At 69.7% G+C, this 26,262-nt stretch carries 21 protein-coding genes, 3 tRNA genes and 1 pseudogene; 12 read left to right on the top strand and 13 right to left on the bottom strand.

Annotated features, from left to right (window positions below; all coding sequences use genetic code 11):
• Positions 1-116: 116 nt before the first annotated feature.
• Positions 117-2,378 carry a phospholipid carrier-dependent glycosyltransferase gene (locus tag AC3CF1_RS18855; protein ID WP_488450949.1) on the bottom strand — a complete coding sequence of 754 codons (2,262 nt, stop codon included), beginning with the start codon at positions 2,376-2,378 and terminating at the stop codon, positions 117-119.
• A gap of 125 nt (positions 2,379-2,503) precedes the next feature.
• On the opposite strand from AC3CF1_RS18855, the gene AC3CF1_RS18850 reads away from it, so the two are divergent.
• Entirely contained in the window at positions 2,504-3,211 is a 708-nt protein-coding gene (locus AC3CF1_RS18850; RefSeq protein ID WP_354983295.1) for a glycosyltransferase family 2 protein, read from the top strand.
• On the opposite strand, the gene AC3CF1_RS18845 is transcribed toward AC3CF1_RS18850, so the two are convergent.
• Entirely contained in the window at positions 3,197-4,090 is an 894-nt protein-coding gene (locus AC3CF1_RS18845) for a transketolase family protein (RefSeq protein ID WP_488450948.1), read from the bottom strand. The genes AC3CF1_RS18850 and AC3CF1_RS18845 overlap by 15 nt on opposite strands.
• 5 nt (positions 4,091-4,095) lie before the next feature.
• Positions 4,096-4,791, bottom strand: coding sequence for a transketolase (locus AC3CF1_RS18840; protein ID WP_488450947.1), 696 nt, complete (start codon positions 4,789-4,791; stop codon positions 4,096-4,098).
• Positions 4,792-4,838: 47 nt separating this feature from the next.
• On the opposite strand from AC3CF1_RS18840, the gene soxR reads away from it, so the two are divergent.
• Complete coding sequence (soxR, locus tag AC3CF1_RS18835) at positions 4,839-5,312, top strand: redox-sensitive transcriptional activator SoxR (RefSeq protein ID WP_088950686.1); 474 nt, start codon at positions 4,839-4,841, stop codon at positions 5,310-5,312.
• A 10-nt stretch (positions 5,313-5,322) separates the two neighbouring features.
• On the opposite strand, the gene AC3CF1_RS18830 is transcribed toward soxR, so the two are convergent.
• Positions 5,323-6,297, bottom strand: a complete 975-nt coding sequence (locus AC3CF1_RS18830; RefSeq protein ID WP_488450946.1) for an NAD(P)H-quinone oxidoreductase — start codon at positions 6,295-6,297, stop codon at positions 5,323-5,325.
• Between the two features lie 163 nt (positions 6,298-6,460).
• Here AC3CF1_RS18830 and AC3CF1_RS18825 point away from each other — a divergent pair.
• Positions 6,461-6,550 (top strand) — tRNA-Ser (locus AC3CF1_RS18825).
• A gap of 100 nt (positions 6,551-6,650) precedes the next feature.
• Here the strand turns inward: AC3CF1_RS18825 and AC3CF1_RS18820 are convergent.
• Complete coding sequence (locus tag AC3CF1_RS18820; protein ID WP_354983298.1) at positions 6,651-6,806, bottom strand: hypothetical protein; 156 nt, start codon at positions 6,804-6,806, stop codon at positions 6,651-6,653.
• A 143-nt stretch (positions 6,807-6,949) separates the two neighbouring features.
• On the opposite strand from AC3CF1_RS18820, the gene AC3CF1_RS18815 reads away from it, so the two are divergent.
• On the top strand, positions 6,950-7,492 hold the full coding sequence (locus AC3CF1_RS18815; RefSeq protein WP_088950683.1) for a YbhB/YbcL family Raf kinase inhibitor-like protein: 543 nt from the start codon (positions 6,950-6,952) through the stop codon (positions 7,490-7,492).
• 62 nt (positions 7,493-7,554) lie between these two features.
• Here the strand turns inward: AC3CF1_RS18815 and AC3CF1_RS18810 are convergent, their stop codons facing one another.
• Positions 7,555-8,265, bottom strand: coding sequence for a class I SAM-dependent methyltransferase (locus AC3CF1_RS18810; protein ID WP_488450945.1), 711 nt, complete (start codon positions 8,263-8,265; stop codon positions 7,555-7,557).
• Between the two features lie 213 nt (positions 8,266-8,478).
• On the opposite strand from AC3CF1_RS18810, the gene AC3CF1_RS18805 reads away from it, so the two are divergent.
• Positions 8,479-10,308: a DUF6311 domain-containing protein gene (locus tag AC3CF1_RS18805; RefSeq protein ID WP_488450944.1), complete on the top strand. Its 1,830-nt coding sequence runs from the start codon at positions 8,479-8,481 to the stop codon at positions 10,306-10,308.
• A gap of 9 nt (positions 10,309-10,317) precedes the next feature.
• On the opposite strand, the gene AC3CF1_RS18800 is transcribed toward AC3CF1_RS18805, so the two are convergent.
• Positions 10,318-11,094, bottom strand: a complete 777-nt coding sequence (locus tag AC3CF1_RS18800) for a hypothetical protein (RefSeq protein ID WP_355159619.1) — start codon at positions 11,092-11,094, stop codon at positions 10,318-10,320.
• Between the two features lie 331 nt (positions 11,095-11,425).
• Between AC3CF1_RS18800 and AC3CF1_RS18795 the strand changes: the two genes are divergently transcribed.
• Positions 11,426-12,955: a peptide deformylase gene (locus AC3CF1_RS18795; protein ID WP_488450942.1), complete on the top strand. Its 1,530-nt coding sequence runs from the start codon at positions 11,426-11,428 to the stop codon at positions 12,953-12,955.
• 68 nt (positions 12,956-13,023) lie between these two features.
• Here AC3CF1_RS18795 and AC3CF1_RS18790 read toward each other — a convergent pair whose 3' ends face one another.
• Entirely contained in the window at positions 13,024-14,139 is a 1,116-nt protein-coding gene (locus AC3CF1_RS18790; protein WP_354983303.1) for a globin domain-containing protein, read from the bottom strand.
• Between the two features lie 145 nt (positions 14,140-14,284).
• Here AC3CF1_RS18790 and AC3CF1_RS18785 point away from each other — a divergent pair, with 145 nt between their 5' ends.
• Positions 14,285-15,055 carry a CPBP family intramembrane glutamic endopeptidase gene (locus AC3CF1_RS18785; protein ID WP_088950679.1) on the top strand — a complete coding sequence of 257 codons (771 nt, stop codon included), beginning with the start codon at positions 14,285-14,287 and terminating at the stop codon, positions 15,053-15,055.
• Positions 15,056-15,059: 4 nt separating this feature from the next.
• Here the strand turns inward: AC3CF1_RS18785 and AC3CF1_RS18780 are convergent, their stop codons facing one another.
• Positions 15,060-16,424, bottom strand: a complete 1,365-nt coding sequence (locus AC3CF1_RS18780) for a hypothetical protein (RefSeq protein WP_354983304.1) — start codon at positions 16,422-16,424, stop codon at positions 15,060-15,062.
• A 145-nt stretch (positions 16,425-16,569) separates the two neighbouring features.
• Between AC3CF1_RS18780 and AC3CF1_RS18775 the strand changes: the two genes are divergently transcribed.
• Positions 16,570-16,660: transfer RNA gene (locus tag AC3CF1_RS18775), tRNA-Ser, on the top strand.
• A gap of 35 nt (positions 16,661-16,695) precedes the next feature.
• A tRNA-Arg gene (locus AC3CF1_RS18770) sits at positions 16,696-16,768 on the top strand.
• A gap of 75 nt (positions 16,769-16,843) precedes the next feature.
• Here AC3CF1_RS18770 and AC3CF1_RS18765 read toward each other — a convergent pair.
• Complete coding sequence (locus tag AC3CF1_RS18765; RefSeq protein ID WP_435794480.1) at positions 16,844-17,140, bottom strand: hypothetical protein; 297 nt, start codon at positions 17,138-17,140, stop codon at positions 16,844-16,846.
• Between the two features lie 98 nt (positions 17,141-17,238).
• Between AC3CF1_RS18765 and AC3CF1_RS18760 the strand changes: the two are divergent.
• The 3 genes and pseudogenes from AC3CF1_RS18760 to AC3CF1_RS18750 all read left to right on the top strand — a co-directional run bounded on the left by AC3CF1_RS18760 (position 17,239) and on the right by AC3CF1_RS18750 (position 20,758).
• A pseudogene (locus tag AC3CF1_RS18760) lies at positions 17,239-18,019 on the top strand (transposase family protein).
• A gap of 323 nt (positions 18,020-18,342) precedes the next feature.
• Positions 18,343-19,527 carry a glycosyltransferase family 2 protein gene (locus tag AC3CF1_RS18755; protein ID WP_354983305.1) on the top strand — a complete coding sequence of 395 codons (1,185 nt, stop codon included), beginning with the start codon at positions 18,343-18,345 and terminating at the stop codon, positions 19,525-19,527.
• 13 nt (positions 19,528-19,540) lie between these two features.
• Positions 19,541-20,758 carry a glycoside hydrolase family 16 protein gene (locus AC3CF1_RS18750; protein WP_355159617.1) on the top strand — a complete coding sequence of 406 codons (1,218 nt, stop codon included), beginning with the start codon at positions 19,541-19,543 and terminating at the stop codon, positions 20,756-20,758.
• Between the two features lie 268 nt (positions 20,759-21,026).
• On the opposite strand, the gene AC3CF1_RS18745 is transcribed toward AC3CF1_RS18750, so the two are convergent.
• The 3 genes from AC3CF1_RS18745 to AC3CF1_RS18735 all read right to left on the bottom strand — a co-directional run bounded on the left by AC3CF1_RS18745 (position 21,027) and on the right by AC3CF1_RS18735 (position 26,237).
• Complete coding sequence (locus AC3CF1_RS18745; RefSeq protein ID WP_488450941.1) at positions 21,027-23,975, bottom strand: DUF4132 domain-containing protein; 2,949 nt, start codon at positions 23,973-23,975, stop codon at positions 21,027-21,029.
• Positions 23,976-24,314: 339 nt separating this feature from the next.
• Positions 24,315-25,223 (bottom strand): NmrA family NAD(P)-binding protein, encoded by a 909-nt coding sequence (locus AC3CF1_RS18740; protein ID WP_354983308.1) that lies wholly within the window; start codon positions 25,221-25,223, stop codon positions 24,315-24,317.
• Between the two features lie 33 nt (positions 25,224-25,256).
• Positions 25,257-26,237, bottom strand: a complete 981-nt coding sequence (locus AC3CF1_RS18735) for an alcohol dehydrogenase catalytic domain-containing protein (RefSeq protein ID WP_354983309.1) — start codon at positions 26,235-26,237, stop codon at positions 25,257-25,259.
• Between the last annotated feature and the right edge of the window lie 25 nt (positions 26,238-26,262).

Raw genomic sequence — 26,262 nt, 5'->3', positions numbered from 1 at the left:
AAGGTAACGTGCGGATCAATGGATGTGAATGCGTCTCGGATCCTTGCGCGCAGGCTGCAGAACCGCCCGCATCGGACTATCCGGGCGATCGAGATGCGCCGAAGTGGACCGCCGGGTCAGCGGCCCGGCGGCAGGGCGTAGCCGACGTAGCCGCGGAACTCCAGCCGCCAGCTGGCCGGGACCAGCTTCGTGCAGGCCGGACGACTGCCGGTGCAGACGATCGCGTCGACCGAGGCAGGGTCCGCCGGCGGTCGCTCCGGCAGCACCGACTGCAACGCCACCAGGTCCGGCGAACCCCCGTCCGGCTGCCGGAGCAGCAGCCACCACGGGTACTCCCAGTTGTCGTTCTGCTGCACCAGCCCGATCCGTCGGGCGCCGCTGTCGCGGACCGCCGTGGCCGCCCAGCGGAACTCGTCGGCCCACTGCGGACGCCGCAGGAACCGGGTGTCCCAGTCCGAGGTGGTGAAGACCGAACCGGCACCGACCAGCCGTCGCGGAAAGCCGTACGACAGCGCGAGTACGCCGGCCAGCGCCGAGGTGGCCAGCACGGTGACCGCCGTCAGCGTGGCCACCGACCGCCGGGCTCCCGGCCGACCCGGGTTGCCGCGGCGGCGGCGGAAGAGCGCGTCGAGCCAGAGCCCGGCCAGCGGCACGGCCAGCACCACGGCGTAGAGGATCAGCCGGTTGCCCCACGGCTGCCACTTGATCATCGAGGTGTGCAACAGGACGGCGGCCAACACCACCACCGCGTACGCGCGCAGCGGCCCGGCCTGTTCGGGATCGATCCGGCGCGGACGGGCGAGTGCGACGACCGCACCGATCAGCACCAGCGCCCCGGTCAGGGGGAACGCCACCCGGTCCTCGTCCGGATACCAGGCCGGCTCCGGAAAGATCTCGCGACCGAAGGTGATCGCACGGTCCTGCGGGTCGACCCCGATCGCGCCCGCTCCGTCGATGATCGCCTCGGCTCCGGCCCGGCGCAGGGGCGCCAGCGGCGTGTCGAACGCGGTGTGCCCGATCCGCAGAGCGTTGACCAGGATCGACTGCGGGTCGTGCCGTTCCATCGGGATCGACTCGCGCAGCCGGGGCGGCCCCAGCGGGTGCCCGAACTCGGCGGTCACCCGGGCCAGGAACGGGCCGACCACCACGGCCGCGACCAGCAGGATCACCACCGAGGCGCCGACCGTGCGGGTCAGCCCGCCGACCGGTCGAGGCCGCCGATCCCCGCCGGCCGCCGTCGGGCCGGGCGATGCCGCGCCGGCCGCCGTCGGGTTGGGTGGTGCCGCGCCGACGGCCGTCGGGCCGGGCGTCGCCGTGTTCGCGGTCAGCGCCAGCCGGAGCTGGGCCAACCCCCAGAGCAGCAGCAGCGGACCGACCGCGATCAGACCACTGGTCTTGGTCACCGCGGTCAGACCGGTGGCGGCCCCCAACCCGAGCACCGTGCCCCAGCCTGTCCGCCGACGCAGCCCGTCCAGCACCAGGGTCGCCGCGCAGGTCACCCACGCCGCGCAGACCAGGTCGGTCTGCGTGCTGGTCGCCTGGAGCACCACCATCGGCGTGGTCGCCAACACGAACGCGGTGAGCAGCTGGGCCCGCCGGCTGCCGCCGAGCTGCGCGGTGATCCGTGCGGCCACCAGGAGGCAGAGCACTCCTGCCGCCCACTGCACCAGGTTGTACAGGTGGTCCCCGCCGGTGAGGAGGCGAAGGTGCAGCAGCAGGTACTCGGCTCCGGGCGGGATGGTCACCTGCCGGTGGATGGCGGTGGGCCAGAAGTCCAGGTCACCCTGAGCCACCCAGTGCTCCACCTTCGGCAGGTGATAGGTCTGCGAGTCGAAGTTGTTCGGCTCGGCCAGCAGCGCGACCAGCAGCTCCAGCAGGACCAGTCCGCCGATCGCGCCGACGAGCAGCCGCTCGCCGCGTCCCGCCGTACGCCAGGCGTCGAGGGTCACGGCGAGCAGGCCGGACGGTGCCCGGACGGCGCGGGTTGGCGTGGGGTCGGGCCCGGCCGCACCGCGCTCGACGGCGGCCGGCGGGTCGGCGCTGCCGCCGGACACCACGGCACCGACCGGCACCGGTCGCGGTGCGGCGGTGAACGTCGGCGCGGTACGGGTCGCGCGTCGCTGCCGCAGACCGGCTGCTGTCGCGGCAGCGGCCAGGAAGAGCAGCCACGCGGCGGCGAAGGCCGGCCGGGTCAGCGCGTGCAACGCGCCGAGAAGCTCAACGACGAGCACCGCGAACACGCCGGTGAGCAGTGCGGCGCGCACCACGGCGAGCCGTAGCGGCGCGACCACGCCGACCTCGCGCGGCCTCATCGCGACGGTGAGCAGGAGCGCCCCGGCGGCGGGAACCGCCGCGAGCAGAGAGCCGGCAGCCGACATGGCGGGTAGTAAACACCATTCGTCTGCGCTCGCCACGCCGACGGCCCCGGTGGTGGCGGCACATCGAAGGTCAACCAGCCAGGCTAGGCTGTGCCCGACGTGTTGTCGCCACCGTGGAGATTCCCGTGAAGCTCTCGATCCTCATGCCGGTCTACAACGAGGAAGAACGCATCGCGGATGCCCTCAAGCAGGCGTTGGCGGTTGACTATCCCTGCGAGATCGAGTTGGTCGTCGTCGACGACGGCAGCCGGGACGGCACCGGCGAGGTCCTCGGCCGCGCCGACGACGCGCGTCTGCGTGTCATCACCCACCAGCGCAACGCCGGTAAGGGTGCCGCCATCAAGACGGCGGTCGACAGCGCGGAGGGCGACTACATGGTCATCCTCGACGCCGACCTGGAGTACGACCCGCAGGACATCCCCAAGCTGCTCGACCCGGTGCTCGACGGGCGGGCCACTGTCGTCTACGGCAATCGCACCTTTGGCAGCCACAGCGCCTACAGCTTCTGGTACGTGATGGGCAACAAGGGCGTCACGATGGCGGCCAACGTGCTGTTCAACTCGTACATCGGCGACCTGGAGACCTGCTTCAAGCTGATGCCGGTGGCGCTCTACCGGTCGCTCGACGTGCGCTCGCGCGGCTTCGGCATGGAGGCCGAGGTGACCGGCAAGCTGCTGCGTCGCCGGATCCGCCCCTACGAGGTGCCGATCAGCTACCGGGCTCGTGGCCGGGAAGAGGGCAAGAAGATCACCTGGAAGGACGGCGTCGAGGCGATCTGGATCCTCGGCCGCGAACGCGCCCGCCGCCGTTCCACCGCGTCACCCGCGCGCTGATCCCAGAAACGCACTGATCGACCGGCGCAGACCGTCGGCATCCAGGCCGTGCCACCGGGCGTGGTCGGCCGGATCTCCGTATCGGCGTAGGTCGGTCTGATCCACCCCGAGGGCGAGCAGCCGATGCGGCACCTCCGCCATGGCCCGGCTGACGACCGCGCTCGACGTTCCTGACAGGTACGGTTCGACCAGCACCACGTCGGTCGCGGCGAGCGCCCGCAGCCCGGACGTGTCGAACGGCCGGGGAGTGTGGGTGTACGCGACTGTCACGGCCATCCCCTCGGTCGCTGCCAGGGTGGGATCGAGCATCGGCCCGACAGCCAGCACGAGCGGCGTGTTCGTCCCGCCCTGCCGGATCACCCGCAACCGGTCGGCGTCCGGGTGCGCCCGGGCGTTGCGTTGCTCGCTCAGCCGCAGGTAGACCGGATCGTCGGTGATCGCCGCCTCGCGCAGCAGCGGTGCGACCTCGTCGGGGTGGCCGGGCACCCGCACCGTCCAGCCGTCGCCCAACGAGTCGAAGAGCGCCACGTCGCCGGGTGACTGGTGGGTCCGGCCCTCAGCCGACCCGTCGAACGATGCTCCGATGCTGACCATGACCGCGCCCACGCCCTGGTGGTCCAGATCCAGCTTGATCTGCTCGTACGCCCGGTCCACCAGGAACGTCGCGTAGGAGTGCACGATCGGGCGAAGCCCGGTCAGGGCGAGCCCGCCGGCCACCCCGATCATCAGTTGCTCCCGGATGCCGACGTTGAACACCCGGTCCGGGTGGCGGGTGCCGGCCGGCGCGAACTGGGTGGCCGAGATGTCGGCGAGCACGATTGCGGTGCGCGGGTCGTCGTCGAGCAGCGCGGTGGTGGCGTCGATGAAGGCGTCACGCATGGCGGTCATCCCTTGTTCTCGACGTGGGCGACGACGAGGTGCGGCTGTCCCGGCCGGTGCCCGGTCAGCGCCACGTACAGGTCGGTGTGGTTGCGGCCGTCGACGGTGTCGGCGGTCCAGCCGTTGACGGTGAACCGGCTGGCGATGCCGCCCGCCCAGCCGTGGGTGGCCGACGAGTTGTCGACCACGATCGCGGTGAGGTTCGCCAGGCCGGTGGCACCGGCGTACGCGATCGCCTCGTGGTTGGATCCCTCGTCCAGTTCGGCGTCGCCGAGCAACACGTACACCCGCGGTTTGAGCAGCCCTTGGGCCCGTAGCCCGAGGGCGCTGCCGACGGCCAGCCCGAGCCCGTGCCCGAGCGAGCCGGAACCGATCTCGACTCCGGGGACGAGTAGCCGGTCCGGATGATGGCCGAGTCGGCTCGCCGGCCCGGCCAGGTCGTCGAGCCAGGCTTCCGGGATGAAGCCGTGCGCGGCGAGCACTGCGTAGTAGGCGGCCGGTCCGTGGCCCTTGGAGAGCAGGAACCTGTCGCGTTCCGGGTCGTCGGCGGTGTCGGGGGTGACCCGCAGCACCCGGTCGTAGAGCACCTGGAGCACGTCGATGGTCGAGTGCGCGCTCGGCGCGTGCTTCTCGTCGCCGGTCAGTCGTCGGATCAGCCCGGGAAGCCGGGAGCCGGTGTCGGTGGTCACTGTGGTTGTCATGCCACTACTGTGTAAGTTGAAGTGCACTTCAACTCAAGGACCTGATGATGCAGGATCTACTGACGATCGGCGAGCTGTCGGTCCGCTCGGGCGTGGCGCCGTCGGCGCTGCGCTACTACGAGCGACTGGGGCTGATCCGCGCCGATCGGACCGGCGGCAACCAGCGCCGGTACGCCCGCGCCGAGTTGCGGCGGGTGGCCTTCATCCGGATCTCCCAGCAGGTCGGCGTCTCCCTCGACGAGATCCGCGCGGCACTGGACTCGCTCCCCGAAGCCCGTACGCCCAGCCCGCAGGACTGGGCGCGGCTCTCCGCGAGCTGGCGGAGCCGGCTGGACGAGCGGATCCGGCTGCTCACCAAGCTCCGCGACGACCTGGACGGCTGCATCGGCTGCGGCTGCCTGTCGTTGCAGCGCTGCACGCTCAACAACCCCGGGGACGCGCTGGCCGGCGAGGGCCCGGGCGCCCGGCTGGTGCTGCCCCGACCGGCCGACGACCCGACACCGGCGGGCTCACCCGCCTGACGCCGGCTGCTCACCCGAGGGTGAGCAGCACCTTGCCGAAGTGATCGTTCGACTCGACGAGCCGGTGCGCCTCGGCCGCCTCGGTCATCGGCAGCCTCCGGTCCACCACCGGCCGGACCCGGCCCGCCTCGATCAACGGCCACACCTCGTCCCGTACGCCCTGGACGATCTCCGCCTTCTCCGCGATCGGCCGAGCCCGTAGGGAGGTCGCGGCGACGGTCGCCCGCTTCGTCAGCAGTGCGCCGAGGTTCAGCTCAGCCTTGCGCCCACCCTGCATGCCGATCACCACCAGCCGGCCGCCGGTCGCCAGCGCGGAGACGTTCCGGCCCAGGTAGGACGCGCCCATGATGTCCAGGATCACGTCCGCGCCGCGACCGTCGGTGACCCGCCGGACCTCCTCCACGAAGTCCTGCTCGCGGTAGTCGATCGGGTGCGACGCCCCCAGCTCGCGCAGCCGGGAGTGCTTGGCCGCCCGGGCGGTGGTCACGACGGTCGCGCCGAGGGCCGCCCCGAGCTGGACCGCGAAGGTGCCGATCCCGCTGCCCCCGCCATGCACCAGCAGCGTGTCGCCCGCGCTGAGCCGCCCCACCTGGACCAGGTTCGACCAGACCGTGCAGGCCACCTCGGGCAGCCCTGCGGCGTCCACCGAGTCGCAGGCCGGCACCGGCAGCAACTGCCCGGCGGGGACCGCGACCCGCTCGGCGTACCCGCCGCCGGACAGCAGCGCGCAGACCTGCTGCCCGACCGCCCACCCGGCGACCTCCGAACCGACCTCGGTGATCACCCCAGAGCATTCCAACCCGGGGTACGCGGACGCGCCCGGCGGTGGCGGATAATGCCCCTGCCGTTGCAGCAGGTCAGCGCGGTTGACCCCGCTGGCCCGCACATCCACGATCACCTCGCCGGGGCCCGGCTCCGGGTCGGGCACCTCGGCCCAGACCAGCGCTTCGGGTCCACCGGGCTGCGGGATGGTGATCGCCTTCATGGAGTCAGTCTTACCCGATCTCGCCCGGCACCGCAGGTGCACCCTCCAGCCCACTGTGGACGCGGCGGACCGCCTGGCCGGCGCATTCGGGGAGGGACGCCGGGCCGCCCGACGGGAGCCGTGGCAGACTATGCGTGGCCGTACGCCTGCGGGTGGCGGCCTGGGAGGGTTCGCCTAGTGGCCGATGGCGCTGGTCTTGAAAACCGGTAAGGCAGCGATGTCTTCGTGGGTTCGAATCCCACACCCTCCGCCACGACGCTCGCGATCGCTGATCGACTCGGTTTCCATGAAATCGGCGTATCGGCGCGCCCTGGATGCCGCGACTTCCCTGAAGGCGAGTGGATCAGGGCCGGTCACTCCGGCGGGTCTGTGGGCCGTCGGGCCTCGCGGATCATCTCCTCGGCCAGTCGCTCCACCGCGCGTCGGCGTTCCTCGGCGATGGCCTGCTCGTCCCGGCGGCGGAACGCGGTGAAGACCGCTGCCACGAAGTCCCGCCAGATGCCGGCCACGGTGTCCCCCTGAGGAACGTTGCCCGACCTCAACGGTAGCTCCGGCAAACCACCCTCGGTGAGCGCGTACTTCCGGTCGTCGGAGGGGCTGCGGCGGGGTAAGAAGGGGCTGGTAACTCCGCACACCGGAAGGACGCGTCCCGATGACCCTGGAACGACCGATTGCCCCGGACCCGTACGAGCTGCTGCCGACGCTGCCCTCGTTCACGCTGACGAGTGACGACGTGCAGAACGGCGAGCCGATGGACGCCCGGCACGCGCATGACAGCACCGGGGGTGACAACGTCTCGCCGCAGCTGACCTGGTCGGATTTCCCCGCCGAGACGAAGAGTTTCGCGGTGACCTGCTACGACCCCGACGCGCCGACCGGCAGCGGTTTCTGGCACTGGGTGCTGGTGAACGTGCCGGTCGACGTCACGCAGTTGCCCAGCGGCGCCGGCGGCGCGGCGGGCACCGACCTCGGCGGGGCGTTCTCGGTCCGCAACGACTACGGCCAGCAGGGCTATGGCGGTGCGGCTCCGCCGGCTGGTGACCGCCCGCACCGGTACGTCTTCGCGGTGCACGCCGTGGACGTCGACCGGCTGGACCTGACCCCGGACGCCACGCCCGCCTACGTCGGCTTCAACCTCACGTTCCACACCCTGGCCCGAGCGGTGATCCGCCCGACGTACCAGATCAAGGAGTGATCCGCGCCCCGCGATCTTGCACGTGATGGCGAAACAGAGTGCAAGATCGCGGGGTTGGCGGGTCAGGACGGAACGCGGGCCACCGCGAAGACGGACTGCCCGAACGGGGGCCGGACGAGCTGCTCGACGGCCTTGGTGGCGGGCAGGACGACGGTGTCGTACACCTTCACCATCGGGCCCTCCTTCGGCATCAGCCGGAAGACCTTGGTGGCCATGAAGTAGCCGATCAGCCCCAGCGCGTTGGCGTAGTGGATCTTCTCGACGGTCAGGCCGGCCTCGGTCATCGCCGCGTGGAGCGTCTTCTTCGTGTAGCGGCGGACGTGCCCGGTGGCGATGTCGGCCGGGCCCATCGCGAACTGGAATGCCGGCACGATGATGATCACGGCGCCGCCGGGTCGGACCAGGTCGCGCATGCTGCGCAGCGCGCCCACGTGGTCCTCGATGTGCTCCAGGACGTTGTACGAGACCGCGGAGCTGTAGTCGCCCCCGTCCTCGTGCGGCAGCAGCATCTGCCGGACGTCGATGTTCGGCCGCTCGGCGAGGCGCTCCTTGAGCTGCAGCAGCCGGTCCGGGTCGGCCTCGGTGGCGGTGAACCGGGGCAGCCGCTGCGACCATTCCAGGGCGTAGTCACCGAGGCCGCTGCCGATCTCGATCGGGTCGTCGCCGAGGTACGGCACGGCCAGTTCGATGAACCAGCGACGGTGGTTGACAGCGGTGGCCAGGCCTTCCAGGACCTCGGACTGCACGCGCTGATCCCCAGTGATTTCTGCCATGCGTCGATTCCTCACGATATGAACTCGACCCGTGCCTGGACCGACAGAGTGAATCATCCGCTGGGACGGCAGAAGAATCGGGGCATCGGGGGTGGCCGAATTGTGGTCGGGGGGTGGGTTCGTGATCGGCGGTCGGCGAACCCGGCACATAGTACGGCAGTACCCCGAAACATGTCACGGCAGCGCCAGGCCCTGACTACCCTATGAATTGTCATGACTACTCCCGAACCGGACGTGCCCAGCGACGGTCCGGCCGCCGCGTCGTCGGCGCAGGGGGCCTCTGGTGATGCTCGGCCGTCCCGCAGCGGGAAGTGGGCCGATCTGGCCGCCGTGCTGAGCTTCGTGGTGCTCGGCTTCTGGGTCACCGGTCGGCTCTGGTTGGACCCGGGCAGTGATGTGCGGGACAACCAGTCAGATCAGTCGCAGTTCGAATGGATGATGGCGCACGGTGCGCGGGTCGTGACGCATTTTGCATATCCGTTCCATTCCGACCAGATGAACGTCCCGGACGGCGTGAATCTGATGGCTAATACGTCCGTATTATCCATTTCATTGCCGTTGACCCCGATCACTCTGCTGTTCGGGCCTCGAGCGGCATTCCTGGTCTTTCTCACCCTCGGCATGATTGCCACCGCCACAGCCTGGTACTTCCTGCTCTCCCGGGTCCTGATCGGCACCCGGGGGCCCGCGTGGCTGGGCGCCGGCTTCTGCGCGTACGCGCCCGCCATGGTGTCGCACGCCAACGGGCACCCGAACATCGTGTCGCAGTTCGTCGTGCCACTGATCATCTGGCGCACGCTGCGACTCGGTGAACCGGGCCGTTGGCTGCGCAACGGGGTCCTCCTCGCGCTCGTGATCGTCTGGCAGGCCTTCCTCAACCTGGAGATCCTGCTGATGACCGCGATCGGGCTCGGCGTGGTCGTCGGCGTGCTCGCCCTCGGCCGCCCGGAGCTACGATCGCGGATCCGGCCCTTCCTCGCCGGCCTCGCCGTCGCCGCCGGGGTCGCCGGGCTGCTGCTCGCGTACCCGCTCTACGTGCAGTTCTTCGGGCCGGGCGCGTACTCCGGGCTGTCCCGACTGATCCGTGGCTACTCCAGCGACCTCGCCTCGTTCGTCGCGTACTCCCGGGAGTCACTCGCCGGCAGCCCGCGTACCGCCGCCGGCCTGGCCAAGAACCCGACCGAGGAGAACAGCTTCTTCGGTTGGGCACTGGTGGTGCTGGTGATCGCCCTGGTGTGGTGGATGCGCCGCTCGGTGGTGGTGCTCGTGCTCGCCGCGCTCGGGTTGCTCTTCGCGGTGCTCTCGTTGGGCCGCGAGGTCCGCTTCGACAACCGGGGTACGGGTGTGCCCGGTCCCTGGGCGGCGCTGGAGAACCTGCCCATCCTGCACTCGGTCGTGCCGACGCGGTGGGCGTTGGCGATCACCCCGATCGTCGGCCTGTTGCTCGCCTTCGGTGCGCAACGCGCCCACGAGTTGGCCCGGTCGCACCCGGCCGCCCGTGGGCAGATTCGCTTCGTCACCGTCACGGTGCTCGTGATGGCCCTGTTGCCGATCGTGCCCACCCCGCTGCCCGTGGCCCATCTGGACCCGGTGCCCACCTTCGTGACCAGTGGGGCCTGGCGTCCGTACGTGACCGGTGGGCGCAGTGTGGTGACCCTGCCGTTGCCGGACACCACCTACGCGGAGCCGCTGCGCTGGTCCGCCGAGACCCGGCTGGACATGCCGCTGGCTCGTGGCTACTTCCTGGGCCCGGACACCCGTCCGAACGCCGACCCTCCCAAGGTCGCCCTGTTCGGTGCCACGCCGCGCCCCACCAGCAGCTTCTTCTCCACCATCCGACGTACCGGGGCGGTGCCGCCGATCACCCCGCAGGCCCGGGTCAAGGCGGTCGACGACCTGCGGTTCTGGCGGGCCGGCGTGGTCATCCTCGGCCCGCAGGAGCACGAGGCCGCGCTGCGTCGGGGGATGACCGAGCTGACCGGGATCCAGCCGGTCTTCACCGGCGGTGCGTGGGTGTGGGACGTACGGCCGTTGACCGACTGAGTCACCCGCTCAGCGGACGCAGCAGCCCTGGCAGACCTTCGGCCGCGGCAGGGTGAAGGCGAGGCAGCAGGTGCGCCGCTGCACGCTCGGCTCACCGGTCGGCCCCGGCACCAGCTCGATCAGGTCGGCCAGGTCGAGTGCGCCGAGCAGGGTGTCGATGCTCTGCACCGTGGAGCCGGGCAGGTTGTCGGCGGCCCGCAGGATGCCGTGTGCGATGCCGGAGGCGACCGAGCCGAGCAGCGTCCGGGTGCCAACTCGCACCTCTGACTGGATCGCCGTGATGAGCGGTGCCAGGTGGGCGTCGAGCAGGGAGGCGCGCAGTGCGCCCAGCAGCTCCGCCTCGTCGGCGACGACCCGCACCTCCGGCAGGCCGGCGAGCGCCAGCGGGTCGTTCGGCAGCACCGCCACGGTGATGCCACGGCGCAGGCCCATGGTGAGCAGCTGCCGGTGGTCCTCGAAGTGGATCAGCACGTCGGCCGGGTCGAACAGCGGCACCCGCCGGGCGGAGGCCCAGCCGAGCACGACCGGCAGTGCGGTCCAGTAGCTGTACGACTTCCAGGCCAACGCGGCGCAGGCGTGCGGGGTGCCACCCCAGCGGACGGCGGCGCCGTTCAGCAGCTCTGGCAGCCGGCTGCCGTCGATCAGGGTGGTGGCGGGTGCCCAGCCGAGCTCGTCTTCGACCACCAGGCCCCGGGCGAGCCCGGGAAGGTCGTCGGTGCCGAACATGGCGCGGAGCGCCGCGGTGACGGGGGCGAGTGGCGTGGCGGTGGCGTCGCGCCTCGGCAGCACCGCTGTCACCTGAGGTCCCCCGTCCGCGTGACCGAGGAGCGAGCCTCGGCGGACGACCAGTGCCGTCCTGAGCTAAGGCTAGCCTAACCATGCCCTCTGGTCTAAGGGAAGCCTCACCTTGGCCAAATCGGGAGGCCCAGGTCACGCCGGTTTTCCGGCGGGAACAGCGCTCCGTGCCTCGCGTACTACCCGGCGTCAACACGGGGAAACGCTGCCAGAGGATCGACGTTTGTCGGTGGGCTGTCAAGAAGTGTGTCGGCAAGGTGCCAGATGCGTGTGTGCTCGGGCACAGAACGTGAAACTTGTAGCCCCGGCCACGAGGAAGCTGATGACGACCTCACCCCTCGAACGGGCTGCCGACTCCTTCGCGGCCGAGCTCGCCCGGCAACGGACCGGGCGAGGGCTGTCCAAGAAGCAACTGGCCGTCCTGATGGGGTTCGACCCGTCCTACGTGAGTCACGTCGAGGGGCGCCGGCACCGTCCGACCGAGGACTTCGCCCGCCGCGCCGAGGCCGTCCTGGAGGCCAGCGGCGCGATCTGGCAGCGCTTCCGGGAGTACGACGACCTGCGGCACGCCCGCGCCGGTCAACCACACCGGGAGCCGCACCTGCCCGGTCAGTGGCTGCCGCCGGGCACCGGCCTCGTCGTGGAGCGCGAACTCGCCTCCCTCACCCACACCGACGAGGGCTACCGGTGCGTGATCCACCGCGAGCTGTACAACGCCGGCACCGAGCCCGTCACCCGTTACCTGGCCAGGGTCGCCGTCGACCGCTACCCGAACGACCCCGGCCGCTCCAACCGGCACCACCGGGAGCACCCGCTCACGTTCGCCGAGCTGCAACTACAGGCCCGCAGGGACGACGGCGGCGGCGACCCGGAGCCGATGCACTGGCGGGCCAAACACGATCGGGACGCGTTCAAGGAGATCTGGCTGCTCTTCGAGAACGGGGAGCGGCGCTTCCCGCTCTACCCGGGCGACCGGGCCACCATCGAGTACGCGTACAGCGTCGGGCACGAGAAGTGGGGCCCCTGGTTCCAACGCGCCGTCCGGCTGCCCACCCGGCAGCTCGCCGTACGCCTGGACCTGCCGGTGAGGCTCGACCCGCAGGTCTGGGGCGTGGAAACCTCCCTCTCCGCGGAGGAGGGCCCGCTGCGGACGGCCCCGCAACGACACGACGAGGGCGACCGGGCGATCTACGACTGGCAGACCGACGACCCGCCGCTGAACGCCCGCTACCGGATGCAGTGGCGCTTCCGCGCCCGACCGGAGACCGAACCCGACAGTGGTCCCGGCGGCGTCCGGGTCCGGCCCAGCGACCGGATGCGCGGGCTCGGCATCGTGCAACGCGGCGCCGACCTGCTCCGCCGACGCGTCCGGCCGTTCGACCTGCCCGTGGAGGAGCCGGTTGCCCGGGACCTGGTCGACCGGCTCGTCACGGCCCTGGCCCGGCTCGACGAGCTGCACCCGTTCAGCAAGGGGGTGGGGGTGGCCGCCCCGCAGCTCGGCATCGACCGGGCGGTGGCCGTGGTCCGGCCGCCGGATCGCTCGGCGGAGCCGGTCGTGCTGCTCAACCCCCGGGTGGTCGACGCCGACCCGGACGCCGACGAGCAGTACGAGGGCTGCCTCTCCTTCTTCGACTTCCGGGGTCTGGTGCCCCGGCCGCTCCGACTGGACGTGGAGCACGCCCAGTGGGACGGCAGCCGGGTCATCACCTCGTTCGAGTTCGGCATGGCCCGGCTGGTCGCCCACGAGATCGACCACCTGGAGGGGCGGCTCTACGTCGACCGGATGGCGCCCGGCGTGCCGTTGGTGCCGGTGGAGGAATACCGCGAGACCGGGCACCCCTGGCGCTACTGACCAACGAGGGACCGGGGCGCGTGCCCCAGGGGGCAGGGGCACGCGCCCCGGTGTGGGGGGAGGAACGTCTAGAGGTCACCGAAGGTGTCGTAGCGGATCTGCGGCGGCGGCACGTCGTCCGCGGCGAGCACCCGCAGGGTGGACCGGACCATGCGGGCCGAGCCGGAGACGAAGCAGTCGTGCGTGGTCCACGGGCCGTAGCGGGCCACCACGTCCGCTATGTCACCCTGCTCACCGTCGAAGTCCGGGTCCTCGCTGCACGCCGGGGTGACGGACAACCACGGGTGTACGGCCACCAACTCCTGCAAGCCGGCCAGGCCGTACAGGTCCCCCGCCTGCCGGGCGCCGTAGAAGACGTGCACCCAGCGGGTCCGGTTGTAGCTGGCCAGCTCCTCCACCAGGGCCTTGATCGGCGCCAGGCCGACCCCGCCGGCGACGCAGAGGATGTCCCGTTCCGAGGAGCGGTCCAGGGTCATCGACCCCATCGGCGCCGCGAGGCGGAGCAGCTCGCCCGGTCGCACCCGACGCACCAGCGCACCGGAAACCCAGCCGGCACCCGGCGACCGCACGTGGAACTCCAGCACGTTGTCGTCGTTCGGGGCGTTCGCCACCGAGTAGTTCCGCCACACCCGTGGGTGGTGCCGCGGAACCTCCAGGCTCACGTACTGACCAGCCTTCCAGCGCAGCGGATGCTGCAACGCCCGGCAGGTCAGCACGGCGGTGTCCGGGCCGTACCGCTGGTGGGTCAGCACCTCGGCGTGCCAGAACGGCGGGCCGTCGTCGGCCTCCGCCCCGGCCACCATCAGGGCGGCGATGGCGGCGTACGCCTCGCGCCACGCCTGGTCGTACTCCAGGTTCCAGCCGTCGCCGGCGGTGCTGCGCAGCGCGTCCAGCAAGGCGACTCCCATCGTCGCGTAGTGCCGGTCATCGACGTGGTACTTGCGGTGGTCGCGGCCCAGCGCCCGGAGGAACTCGTCGAAGCTCTCCGGGTCGTCGACCGTGTGGATGGCCGCGATGATCGCTTCCAGCAGGCGGTCGCCCTGGCCGCTCATCTGCACCGGGAAGAGTTGCCGCAGCGAGGGGTCGAGCAGGAACACTCGGGCGTAGAAGTGGTCGGTCAGCCGGGCCCGGTCGTCCTCGACCAGGGTCCAGCTCTCCTTCAGCAACCGCGCGAGGTTGTCCACGGGGCGCTCCTTCTCCAGACGGCAGCGGATCGGGCGCCCATAGAATCTCCACGGAGAGTGTCGACTGGTCGCACAGAATGTGCGATCGGCTCATGCTGGCCGGTCGGCCGTGCCCCGGGTGCCGCCTGTCGGGCAGAGTGGTGCGGTGACCGTTGAGCTGACCCGCCCGGTGTCCCGCCGACTGCTGGGCACCGAGACGCTGCTGGTCCTCGGCCTCTCCCTCGGCCAGTCAGCGGTCTACGCGGTGGTCTCGATCATCGCGAAGCTGACCGCCGAGGGTCCGCTCTCCAAGCAGACCGCCTCGCTGAACACCTCGGCGTCGAGCCGACCCTGGCTGGACCTCACCTACCAGTTGCTCGGCATCGTCTTCGCGCTGCTTCCGGTGCTGCTCGCCGTACACCTGCTCACCCGGGACCCCGGCGACCCGGCACGGGCGCTCGGCCTGGACGCGCGGCGGCCCGGTCAGGACCTGGCCCGTGGTGCCGGCCTGGCGGCGCTGATCGGCCTGCCCGGGCTGGCCCTGTTCTGGGTGGCGGCCCAACTCGGCATCAACGCCACGCTGGTGCCGGCGGCACTCCCGCAGGTCTGGTGGACGGTCCCGGTGCTGATCCTCGCGGCCGTGCAGAACGCCGTGCTGGAGGAGGTGATCGTGGTCGGCTACCTGGTCACCAGGCTTCGCCAGCTCCAGTGGCGGCTCGCCGCGATCATCGCGGCCAGCGCGCTGCTGCGTGGTTCCTACCACCTCTACCAAGGCTTCGGCGCGTTCGTCGGCAACGCGGTGATGGGCGTGGTGTTCAGCCTGTTCTACCTGCGCACCCGGCGGGTGATGCCGCTGATCATCGCGCACACCCTGCTCGACGTGGTCGCCTTCGTCGGCTACGCGCTGCTGCCCCGGGAGTGGTTCGACTGGCTCTGACGACTCAGCGCCGGTTGGGCCGGTAGACGGCCACCGCTCGGGACGCGAGCCGGTCGGCCGCCGCCGCGTCACCCAGCGCCGCCGCCAGCACCGCCGCGCCCGGCAGCAGCCGGGCCACCAACCGCAACGCGACCCAGCCACCGGCCTGCGCCGTGAGCGGGGCGGCCAGCCGCCAGGCGGCCTCCGCAGCCCGCGGCCAGGCCCCCTCGACCGGGTCGCCCGCCGCCTGCGCGGCAGCCAGGGCCGCCTCCGCGCTCGCCGCGTCCGGGTGCACCTGGGTGAGGACCAGCAGCTCGACGGCCCGGTCGGGATGCGCCGGATCCCTGCCGTACGCCGCGGCCAGGTGCAGCACCAGGTTGGCGTGCGTCCACAGCACCGACGTCAGCTCGGCCAGCGGCGCGAAGAACCCGGCCAGGGCCGCCGTCGCCCCACCCGCGCCCGCCGAGCGGACGAACCGCCGGGTGGCCAACCGGGCCAGGCCGTCCGCCGGCGCGTCCGGATACCGGGCACGCAACCGCCCGGCCCAGTCGGCCGCGCCGGGCCCGAGCGCCCGCACGGCCGCCAGAGCCAACAGCTCCGGCGCGAAGCCCGGGTGGTCCAGCACGCGCGCGGCGACCGCCCGCAGCTCCGATTCCGGGGTACGCGCCGAAGCGGGCTCGACCTGCTGCTCGGCGGGAGATGCCAGCGGCGTGTGCTGCTCGGCCGCGGGCTCGGGGACGGCTTTCCTCGGCGTGGTGCTCTTGCGAGGGGCTGCCGTGCGTTTGGTGGGACTGGCGGCGCGCTTGCGCGGTGCCGGTGTGGCCGGGGTCACCTCGACTGTGGTCTCGGCTGCCTTCTTCGGGGCGGCCTTGCGAACGGAGGTGGTCCGGGCCTTGGGCTCGACGCGTGCTGCTTGTCGTGGTGGGTCGGTGGCTGCCGTGGCGGCCTGCGGGCTCGGCTGGTCGTCGGTCGCAGGGCGTGGCTGGTCGGGGGTCGCCGGGCGTGGCTGCTCGGCGTTTGCCGGGTCTGCCTGCTTGGCGTTCCCCGGGTCTGGCTGGCTGGTGCTCGCGTCGACGCTCGGGGGAGCTGGTCGGTCGCCGTTCGCGTCGCCGGTCGGCGGCTGTGGCTGCTCGGCGCCCGCGTCGCTGGTCGGGGCGCGCCTGGGCTGTCGGGGCAGCGGCCGGTCCGGATCCGGTGGTTGGAACAGCACCGCCGGGGCGGGCTTCGCCCGGCGCGGGCGCTGGCTCGCCGGAGCGGCTGGCGGCGGCACCGCCGTCTCGGCGGGCTGCTCGGCGGCAGTCGGCGGCGTGAAGGTGGCCCGCGGGGAGCGCCGACGCGCTCTTTCAGCAGGCTCTTGACGGGTCGGCTCGCTGGGCGGCTGCTCCTGCATATCGATGGAGCGTAGTCCCGAACCCGCCGCCGCACAGCGGTGAAACACGAGGGCGGGCGGTCCCGGTGGGCGTACCCCGGAAGTCGTTTTGCTCCCGGTGGGTGGCGACCTGTATCCTCGGGCGCGGTGGTCTACGGGCCACCAGGGAGACTTCGCCTAGTCTGGTCTATGGCGCCGCACTGCTAATGCGGTTGGGGTCTTAAAGCCCCTCCCGGGTTCGAATCCCGGAGTCTCCGCGCGAAAGTCAGGTGTGTAGACTGGCTGAGCACGAGCGCCCGTAGCTCAATGGATAGAGCATCTGACTACGGATCAGAAGGTTAGGGGTTCGAGTCCCTTCGGGCGCACAAGATCAAGAGGGGCCTGGGCTGCGGAAACGCGGCTCAGGCCCTTTCTGCTGTCCGGCGGGCCTGCTGGTCTCGTTAGCGTTGTCGGTGGTCGCGCAGGACCCGGACGGTGCGTTTGTCCAGCAGGTCGATGTCGGTCCACCGCAGTCCGCACATCTCGCCGCGCCGGAGGCCGCGCAGCGCGGTGAGCCTGGCCATGTTCCCCGGCGACTTCCAGTCCATCCGCCGCTTCGCCGATCGCCACCAGAACGCGAACAGCGAATCGTCGGTGACGTCGCCGAGGAAGGTGGCGAGCTGGTCGGCGGTCCACACCGCCACGGCCGGCCGGACGCCGGTGTGCTGCCACTGAGCCTTTCCAATCTGATCTTGCAACTCACGACGGGCGCGGCGAACCCGGTGATCGATGAGTGCGAGGCTCCAGGTAGGACAGCTGTCGACCAAGACTCGAAGCCCCGACCGGGAGCCTCGCCATGCTGTCCTGCCCCGCCACGATTCCATTGTCCAGCCGCACCCTGAACCACCTCGCCGCACGCATCCGCAGCCACCGCAACCAGCGCCGATCCCGGTGGCGGCACCTCGAACCCGGCCAGCAGGCGCTGCTGACTCTGGCTCACCTCTGTATCGGCGACCCCTACACCCGGCTCGCGGCCGGCTTCGAGATCGGCGTCGCTACCGCCTGGCGGTACGTCCAGGAAGCGATAGCCCTGCTCAGCTCAGCAGCCGACGACCTGGACACCGCGATGCGACGCATCCGGCTGCTGGCTGTAAACGATCCTGGACGGCACCCTGATCCCGATCGACCGGCTCGCGGACCAGAAGCCGTACTACTCCGGAAAACATAAGCACCACGGCGTGAACGTGCAGGTCATCGCCGATGCCGCTGCCGGCTGGTCTGGGCTTCACCAACGCTGCCCGGTTCGGTCCATGACCTGACCCCAGCCCGAACCCACGGCATCATCAAGGCACTGACCAAGGCAGACGTGATGCCTTCCCCGACAAGGCCTACCAAGAGCCCGCGGCAGCGTCCGCACGCCGTTCAAGCGGCGCCGCTTCCGCCCAAAGCTGTCACGCCGGCAGAAGGCCGTGAACCGCACCCACCCGAAAATCCGCGCCCGCGGCGAACGCGTGATCGTCACCCTCAAGACCTGAAAGATCCTGAACAAGCTGCGCTGCTGCCCACGGCGAGCGACCCCCATCGTGCAGGCCATCCTCGTTCTGCACCGCGTCGAAGCCAACCGCTACCCAGGATGAAAAGGCTCATTCTGTTGAAAGGACCTGTCGACCGATGGCTCCGCGTCTTTATCCCATGCTGTCCGCCATGGACGTTACGACCCTGTCATCCCGAACCGGGCTCGACGCCTCGCTGAGATCACCGCACTGACTGACATGCTGTATCTCACGATCGACGGTGGCGCCATGCCTCGAATGCCATGCAAGGTGTCCGAATTGGCGTGGAAGGAGGTTAGATGCACTCATATCTGAGCTGCGCAGGGATCTTCTCTTCCTGTGATCATCGGCTACAATCTTGCGCGCACGGGGGATAGCCGTGGTCGGCTACGGCACGGGGGGAAATCGTGAGCACGTCTGTACGTCACAGCGGGAGTGTGTTCTCCCGCGGCAATCCTGCATACCCCAGGCGACCCGCTCCGAACCCGAGAATCAACCACCGCATTTCCACGCCGAGCTATAACACGGTCGTCATCGTTCCGGCGCGGAATGAAGAGGCCGGAATCTTGCTCTCCCTCAAGTCGCTGCACAGGCAGACTCGGCGGCCCGATCTCATCGTCGTGGTGGTCAACAACTCGACCGACAACACCGAGCAATACGCCGCCGGGTACGCGGGTGACCCGAGGACCCCACCGACAGTCGTTCTCACGCTGAACGAAAATCCGCACAAGAAAGCCGGCGCCCTCAACTACGCCATGGAGTGGCTGCGAGTGCGGGTGGGCGGTCGCCTGGACGCCGTCCGGCACGTCCTCGCCATGGACGCAGACACCGAACTGCATCCCAACTTCCTCGAGCGAGCCATCAACGTGATGGCCTCCGACCAGAAGATCGGTGGGGTCAGTGCCGCCTGCTTCGGCCGTACCGGCCTGTGGGGCAGCCTCTGGCAGCGATACCTGCTCGGCATGCAGATCCTTGAGTACGGCCGTGCGGCGCACGCGCGGTATCGAACCAACGTCCACACCATGTCCGGCGCCGGGTCCTTCTACCGGGGTACCGCCTTGCAGTCCGTGATCGATGGGCGGGGTCAGGTCTTCTGGGAGGACCACCGCAACCTGGTCGAGGACTACGAGACCACTCTGGCGCTCAAGGAAGCCGGCTGGAAAGTGACTGCGAACGAGTTCTGCATCGCATACACCGACCTCATGCCGACCCTGCGCGAACTGGTTGTCCAGCGCGAACGCTGGACCCGCGGCACTGTCGACGCGCTCCGCCTGCGGGGGTGGAGCGCGTTCACCCGGCGCGCCATCGTCACCCTGTTCTTCAACTTCTTCGGCTTCGCGTGCTTTCTGATCTGGGGATCGGCGTACTGGACCTCGCTCGCCGGAGGTAATTTCCAGCACTGGCCGGCCATCTTGCTCCTGACTGCTTTCTGGGCCGTTTATTCGGCAGTGGCGGTCCGTCAGCTCGGTTGGAAAGCGATGCTCGTCCAAGCGTTGCTGATTCCGGGCATGCTGTACACACTGCTAAACATGTACTGGTCCATCTCCTCCGTCCTAAAGTCGTATTTTACTCCCGTTCCCGCGTGGAAATAGGGACGGTCCGGGGATGAATTCGCTCAAGGGTGCGGGTGTCATCGGGGTGCTCGGCTTGATTGCCGTTGCGGTCAAATTCGCGGCCGACGTCCCTTACCTCGTGTTCATCGTGACGGCCATTCTGATGGTTGCCGCAGTGTTCGTCTACCTTGCGTCACGCAAGCGTAACCGTCAGGATTTGGAAACCGCCGAGTTGTCCGGCATTACCCGAATGCTCGGATTGGACGGAATCTCCGAAGCTAGGCGGGGACGCGGCACGCGACGACGTGGCGGGTCGGTGTTCGTGCCGGCGCTGCTCGTGGTCCTTCTCGTAGCCGGAGTAGGTCTCACCGGGTGGAACCTCGTGCGCCCCGAGTTCGAAGGGGCGGATCCCGATTCCGCGTCCGTGAACGGTCCGCTCCCCGGCCAGCGCTCAACGAAAGACAAGAAGCTCCCCAGGCATCCGGACGATACCTTCTTCGACAACTTCCATTACCGCGCCCACAACGACCCCGCGCTCGCCGCGAACGGGTGGCAGGTTCGCACAGAGGGCGGTGGTCCCGGTATTGCCGACTCCTGGACCGCCGACACGCTCAGCTTCCCGGTCGACAAGAGCGCCAAGGGTGGCAAGGCTCTGCAGTTGCAGGCCTCGACGGACGGTACTAAAGCGGGCACGCGCCAGACCGAACTTTTCACCACGGAAAGCGGCTTTTTCCGAGGGACGGTCGCGGCCCGCGTGTTTTTCACCGACAAGCCAGTGACCGGGCGCGATGGAGACCATCTCAACCAGGCGTTCTGTACCATATCGCCCTTGCATAACTCTGCGGACTACAGCGAGCTCGACTTCGAGTACCAGCCGAACGGAGGCTGGGGTGCGGTCGGGTCCAAGATCGACATGGTCAGCTGGCGCAGCTCGACGCCGGGCGACCGGGCGACGGACGACTACAAGGGAAGCCTCGCCGGCTGGCGCACCCTGATGATCACCGTCACGGACCAGAAGGTTACCTACTCGGTTGACGGACGCGCGCTGTTCATCAGCACAGGCAAGACCGTCCCACGCGAACCGATGCGGCTCATGTTCAACACCTGGTTCATCGATCTGCCCTTCAAGGGCGGCCGCACCTACAACATGCGAATCAACTGGGTCTACGCGAAAGCGAACAAGGTGATGTCGGTGGCTCAGGTGCAGAAGGAAGTCGACCAGTTTTACACCAAGGGCGACCACCACATAGACACCCTGACGCCGAGCTGAAGCGCGCAGGGCTACTACGGCAGCCGCCATTAGCTGTCTGACCAGGGTGGACAACGCGGGTGAGGCGGGTGAGATGTGCGGCTATTTCGTGAGAGTTTCGCGGAGCAGGCACTTGCCCGAGTGCGTGGCGTCGCCGCCGCGCTCATGGCGCCCACGGAGGCTCCGGTGCAACTGCCCCGTTCGAACATCTCGGCCGCCGTCGCCGCGATCGTCACAGCAGTGAGGCGGCGGTGGGTTCGGGGCTCGTTGCCGCGCCCCGAGCCGCGGATCAGCTCGTCAAATAGCCCAGGTCTCGCACCACCTCGCAGAACGCGACGGGGCCGAGGCCATCGCACCCGCGTACGCCAGTCAGGGTCTTGGGTTGGGCCGGGTCATGCCAGTTATATCGAGGCGTATATGTGATCTTGACTGTCTGCGGCCAGTCGCGCAGGACCGAGGTGTGGTCGTCGCCGAAGCGCCAGCCCTTCGAGGTGAGCACGAACAGTTTCCGTGCGTCGACCTTCATGCCGGCGAAGGTAGCCAGGTCTACCTCGCCCGGTGTTGCCAGCTCGCGGCCCAGTTGGGGGAACGGCTGGATGATGGCGTAGTCGGCGAAGATCTCCGACCAGGCGGCCCTGTCGTCACCGAGGTCCCACGGGTGCGGCACGGCGACGGTGGCCGTGTCATCGAGCTGCCATGCCTGGTCGTGCAGGTCGGCGAACGTCCGGTCCTCGGCGACCCGGAAGCTGACGGTGCCGTGTTCGCCGGACGCCGCCCACACCAGCCGGTGGGTGAGCTGCCACATCAGCGGGTGATCCAGGAACAGGGCGCGGAACTCGGCCGCACTCCACCGGCGCCCGGTGACCATGGCGTCCTCGATGGCCCGGATCCGGTCGCCGCCGATCTGCTTGACCTCCTTCTTCAGGTCGGCGAACCGCGCGTACGCCGCCGGCGCCAGCACCGGATCGTCGGTGGCCGCAGGGCGCGGCAGCCGGGACAACCGGCGTCCGTCTGAGGCCGCGATCCACGGTTGCAACTGCTCGTCGAGATCCACCGTGAAACGGCGTGGCCCGTAGTCCAGGATCGTTCGGCCGTCGGCGTCAAGACCCAGGTCCGGCACGATCCGGTCGGCGAGTTGCTCGGGGCTCAGGCCGCGGGCGGCGGCTGTGCCGGCGAGGCGTTGGGAGGCGTGCTCGCGCAGACCGGCGGTTGACGCTCTGCGGCTGAGCCGATGCAGCTGGGTCAGGGCGAAGTCGGTGCCGATCGCGGCGAGCACGTCCATCGCGGCGCGGATCCGGGCGCTGGCGGACGACCATTGCGGGAGTACGGCCACCAGGTCGGCGACGGTGGTGTCGTCACCGAGCGCGGCGATGGACACCAGCGCGATGCCGCTGTTCGGCGAGTATTCGGCCGCCCGCCACTGCTCGAGGACGGCCCAGGCGAATGCGCCCAGCTGTCGTGGCTCGCAGATGTCACGGGCGGCAATGAGCTCCGGTCGCGGCTCGGTGATCGTGGAGAGGGCGAGCAGCACACACAGCCGGTGGACCGCCTCCGCAGCCAGTGTCTCGCCGGTGTCGCGGACGGTGACCTCGGGAAGCTTGGCGGGGATCAGCCATTCCGGCAGGTCCGGTTCCTGCGGCAGCACGCCGGCCAGAACCGGCGGCACCACGCCCTGCGGGCCGGGGGAAGGCAGACCGGCGATCGCGTGGACGCGGGCCCGCCCGTCGTCGTCGAGGGCCGCCAGCGACTGGGGGTACGCGAGAACGTGGTCGCGCAGCAACTCGATGACGAGTGGCTCGGTGGCTCTGGTGAGCAGTGCCCGCAGCGCCAGCTGGGGATCGCGCTTGGCCGCCGCCAGCAACGCCGGCCGGAAGTATTGGCGCTCGACCCGGTCCACGACGAGCCCGAACGCCTCTTCGGTCGGGATCGCGGCCAGCGCGGCCACGGCCCGTTTCACGTTGTCCGCGCCGTCGATGCCACGGTAGTAGTCCTGCTGGTCCAGCATCGTCGCCCACCCGGCGCCGAGCCCGGCCCCGCCGTTCGCGACGATCTCCTCGGCCCGGGCGCGGCCCGGCCCGGCCAGGTGCGGGATCCAACGTGGCTCGGTGAGCACCATCGCGCCGAACAGGTCACGCGACACCGCGTCGTCGCGCTCGGCGAGGACACGCAGAACCCGCAGCGGGTAGCGGGTCAGCACGCCCGACTTGAGCAGGTTCCCCGGCCGCCACGGCTTCTCGTCCAGGTGGTCGCGGACCAGGATCCGCATCGCGTCGTCGCTGGGTGTGCCGGCGACGAACCGGGCCGCATCCGGGTTGAGCCGTGTCGGCTGGTTCAGGCCGCTCCATTCGTGCAGGTAGAGCAGTTCCAGATAGAAATCGTCAGCCAGAAAGGTGACGGCGGCCGGTCCCACACCGTCCAGCACCGTTAGGGCGTCCCCGGGTTCCTCGAAGCCGAGCAGCGTCGGGCGGATCGCGCCGCGCAGTTGCTCGAGATGCTCGGTGCGGCTCGCTCCCAGCAACAGGATCCCGGACATCGTGCGGTGGTCGGCCTGGATCCACTCCTCCCGGCCGGGCTCGTCGAACCAGGCCGCTGCCGCCGCGCAGTCCTCGTCCACCCAGTCCTGCCGGGTCGGCATCAGGTAGGAGGCCAAGATGCGGCCGGCCGGGAAGCTCCGATGCCCGGCCAGGACGGATTCCGCCTCCCTGTAATCCCGGTCCGACGCGACCGCGAGGTGACGCCGGACCGCCCGGGCCACCGCGTACGTGGCGCCGAGGTCATCGCCGCGCCACCCCTGCTCGTAGGTGTCGCCCTCGGAGGCGCGGGTCCAGAACTCACCGGTGTGGCAGATCTGGTTCGCCGCCACGACGGCCCGGACCGCGAACAGCAGCCCGGCCCGGGCCACCCACCCGTCCACCAAACCCTGCCCGTCGGCGGGCACATTGCGATAGACGAGCAGCAGTGCCGCCACCGCGGCGGCGATCGGGTCGTCATCTAGTGTCCGCAGATGCCGCTCACCGGCGGCAAGCAGCGCCGTGTCGAAGACGGCGTTGCGGCCCAGCACGCTGGCGCGTTGCTTCGCGGCCTTGTCCGTCGCGAGGAGGTCCCGAAGCCGCTGCTCGGCGCCCGCCGGATCGGCAATTGCTGGCCGCCACCGGCCACCTCGCCGCGGATGGACACGGCCCGACCAATCCTTCGGCATGTGCCAGGCGTCCTCGTCCGGCATCACGAACCTGCGCATAAAGCCTCCTCGTCCACAGTTCGCGGGGAGGGTAGTGCATCGGTATGACACAGATCGTCCACAGCGGACGGTGTTCCACGGGGCCGCAGCGCAGCGGAAGTGTGCGAGGGTCTTTCCGTCATCGGACCGGTTTCTGAGGGTGACGGAGCCCCGGACCAGAGTGAGGATCGGGTTGCCTGCCGGGGTGATGTCCTGCGTCGGTTCAGGTCGGCGCCGAGGTTCGTCTCTGCGCGGTTCCAGGCCGGCACCGGTAGAGCCGGCGCGTTACTCAACTACGCCGTCTGGGAGAGCGCCGCCCACTACCGGACGGCTTGCGAGGCTCCGAACTGGTCTGGACGATCATGCGCTGCGCGCCGACTCATTCATCGTTCCCGGACCAACCGCGGGGTAGTTCTTCTCGAGGAATTCGCGGTAGCCGGTGGGCCGGTACCCGATCAGCCGCTCCAGATCGTCGGTGTGCTTGCTGAACGATCCGAGGCCGACACCTGCGACCCAGGCCGTCAGGAACTCGGCGACCGGGCCGGGAACGTCCTTCTGGAGGTAACTTTCGAGGAATTCTTCAACCGGGACGGGCAGGTAGGGGACCGGCTGGCCGTGGATCTCGCTCAATGTGGCGGCGATGTCCCGGTACGACGCCGCTTGGCTGCCGTTGAGCGTGTAGGTCTTGTTCTCGTGGCCGGCCTGGGTGAGCACGGCCACGTTGCCTGCTGCGAGGTCGCGCAGCAGCGCGGGCGCCATAGTGCCCTCGCCGGGGGGAACTCGCAGGCCCTTCTCGTACACGTCGGCCGCGAGGTATTGCTCCAGATAGTCGAGGTAGATCGGGTTACGCAGGATGGTGTACGTCAGTCCGGAAGCACGCAGGGTCTGCTCCGTAAAGACGTCGGACTCGGTGACGCCCACCTGATTGATGCCGAGGTCCTCGTCGCGCTGGATCGCCGTGTAGATCACGTGCTTAACACCGGCCTGCTTCGCGGCCGTGATGGCGTTGTAGTGCTGGGTGTTTCGATCGGTGAAGGCCACCGCCGAGACGAGCAGGAGCTTGTCCACGCCGTCGAAGGCCCGTACGAGCGAGGCATAGTCGAAGTAGTCGCCCTGGCGGATGTCCACACCACGCTCAGTCAGATCGGCTGCCCGGTCCGGGCTGCGGGAAAGTCCGGCCAGTTGCTCGGCGGGCAGGCGTTCAAGGAGGAGTTGCAGGGTCAGGCGGCCCAGGTTTCCCGTGGCTCCAGTGACGAGAAGCTTTTCCATGTGTCCATTCCTCTTCTGTAGTTCGGTCGGTGTTCAGACGCTGATGACGGTTTTGCCGATGGTGCGTCCGCTTTCGGCCAGCCGGTGAGCTTCCCGCATGGAATCCGCAGTGAGACCGTGCAGGTGCGTCGTCACGATGGGACGTACGTGGCCCGCCAGATCGGCAAGAATCTGACCTTGGCGGTGGAGGTCGTGGCCGGCGATGACACGGCTGAAAACCATCTCCACGTGCAGGGAAACGGATTTTTGGATCAGGGGCTCGATGTCGGTGGTGCTGGTGAGGTCGGTGGTTGCCACATGGCCGAACGGCCGCAGGACGTCGGCGATCCAGCCGATGTTGGCGGCGGTTCCCTTGGTGGAGAGCACCAGATCGATCCGGTCGACGCCCGCGTTCCGCAGCTGGCCGGCGACGTCCGCTGTATGGTCGAGCACCAGGTCGGCCCCCATGGCCGCGCACCACTCGCGGGAGTCAGGCCGGGAAGCTGTGCTGAGCACCAGGGCGGAGGTCTTGCTCTTGAGCAGTTGCGTCGCCAGCGAACCCACGCCTCCGGCGCCGCCTACCACCAGGACGTTCTCGACCCCAGTGGGCAGGCCGTCCTGGTCCCGGAACAAGGCTTCGGAGGCGGTGAGGCCGCCGATCGGCAAGGAGGCGGCATCGGCGAAGGAGAGCTGATCCGGAATCCGGGCGACGACCCGGTGGTCAACGGCCAAGCGTTCGGCCCAGCAGCCGTCCCGGGTGACGTCTCCGGTCCCCATGACGCGGTCTCCGACGGCGAATCCCCGCGTCGCCGATCCTGTCCTGGCCACCACTCCGGCGAACTCCCAGCCGAGGATGACCCGCCCACCCGGGGGTGCACTGCGCAGCTTTCGGACGGACGCCTCGCCCGGGTTGACGCCCACGGCCCGAACCTCGATCAGCAGATCGCTCTCACGCATCTGCGGTTCGTCCGTATCCGTGAGCTTCAGGGCGAATTCTTCGAGCGGGTGGGCCTTCTCATAGGCCAGTGCCTTCACTGGATACTCCTGTCGGATGTTGGGA

This window comes from Micromonospora sp. MGP-C2 (assembly GCF_057766525.1).
The sequence above is the reverse complement of the archived record's forward strand: the minus strand, read 5'-3'. Positions and strand labels throughout refer to the sequence as shown.

Bases quoted from the DNA above. Each gene is read 5' to 3' on its own strand.
- AC3CF1_RS18815 (WP_088950683.1), top strand. From the start codon at position 6,950: ATGACCCTGGAACGACCGATTGCCCCGGACCCGTACGAGCTGCTGCCG.
- AC3CF1_RS18805 (WP_488450944.1), top strand. From the start codon at position 8,479: ATGACTACTCCCGAACCGGACGTGCCCAGCGACGGTCCGGCCGCCGCG.
- soxR (WP_088950686.1), top strand. From the start codon at position 4,839: ATGCAGGATCTACTGACGATCGGCGAGCTGTCGGTCCGCTCGGGCGTG.
- AC3CF1_RS18745 (WP_488450941.1), bottom strand. From the start codon at position 23,975: ATGCGCAGGTTCGTGATGCCGGACGAGGACGCCTGGCACATGCCGAAG.
- AC3CF1_RS18830 (WP_488450946.1), bottom strand. From the start codon at position 6,297: ATGAAGGCGATCACCATCCCGCAGCCCGGTGGACCCGAAGCGCTGGTC.
- AC3CF1_RS18810 (WP_488450945.1), bottom strand. From the start codon at position 8,265: ATGGCAGAAATCACTGGGGATCAGCGCGTGCAGTCCGAGGTCCTGGAA.
- AC3CF1_RS18845 (WP_488450948.1), bottom strand. From the start codon at position 4,090: ATGCGTGACGCCTTCATCGACGCCACCACCGCGCTGCTCGACGACGAC.
- AC3CF1_RS18780 (WP_354983304.1), bottom strand. From the start codon at position 16,424: ATGCAGGAGCAGCCGCCCAGCGAGCCGACCCGTCAAGAGCCTGCTGAA.
- AC3CF1_RS18855 (WP_488450949.1), bottom strand. From the start codon at position 2,378: ATGTCGGCTGCCGGCTCTCTGCTCGCGGCGGTTCCCGCCGCCGGGGCG.
- AC3CF1_RS18795 (WP_488450942.1), top strand. From the start codon at position 11,426: ATGACGACCTCACCCCTCGAACGGGCTGCCGACTCCTTCGCGGCCGAG.
- AC3CF1_RS18750 (WP_355159617.1), top strand. From the start codon at position 19,541: ATGAATTCGCTCAAGGGTGCGGGTGTCATCGGGGTGCTCGGCTTGATT.
- AC3CF1_RS18740 (WP_354983308.1), bottom strand. From the start codon at position 25,223: ATGGAAAAGCTTCTCGTCACTGGAGCCACGGGAAACCTGGGCCGCCTG.
- AC3CF1_RS18840 (WP_488450947.1), bottom strand. From the start codon at position 4,791: ATGACAACCACAGTGACCACCGACACCGGCTCCCGGCTTCCCGGGCTG.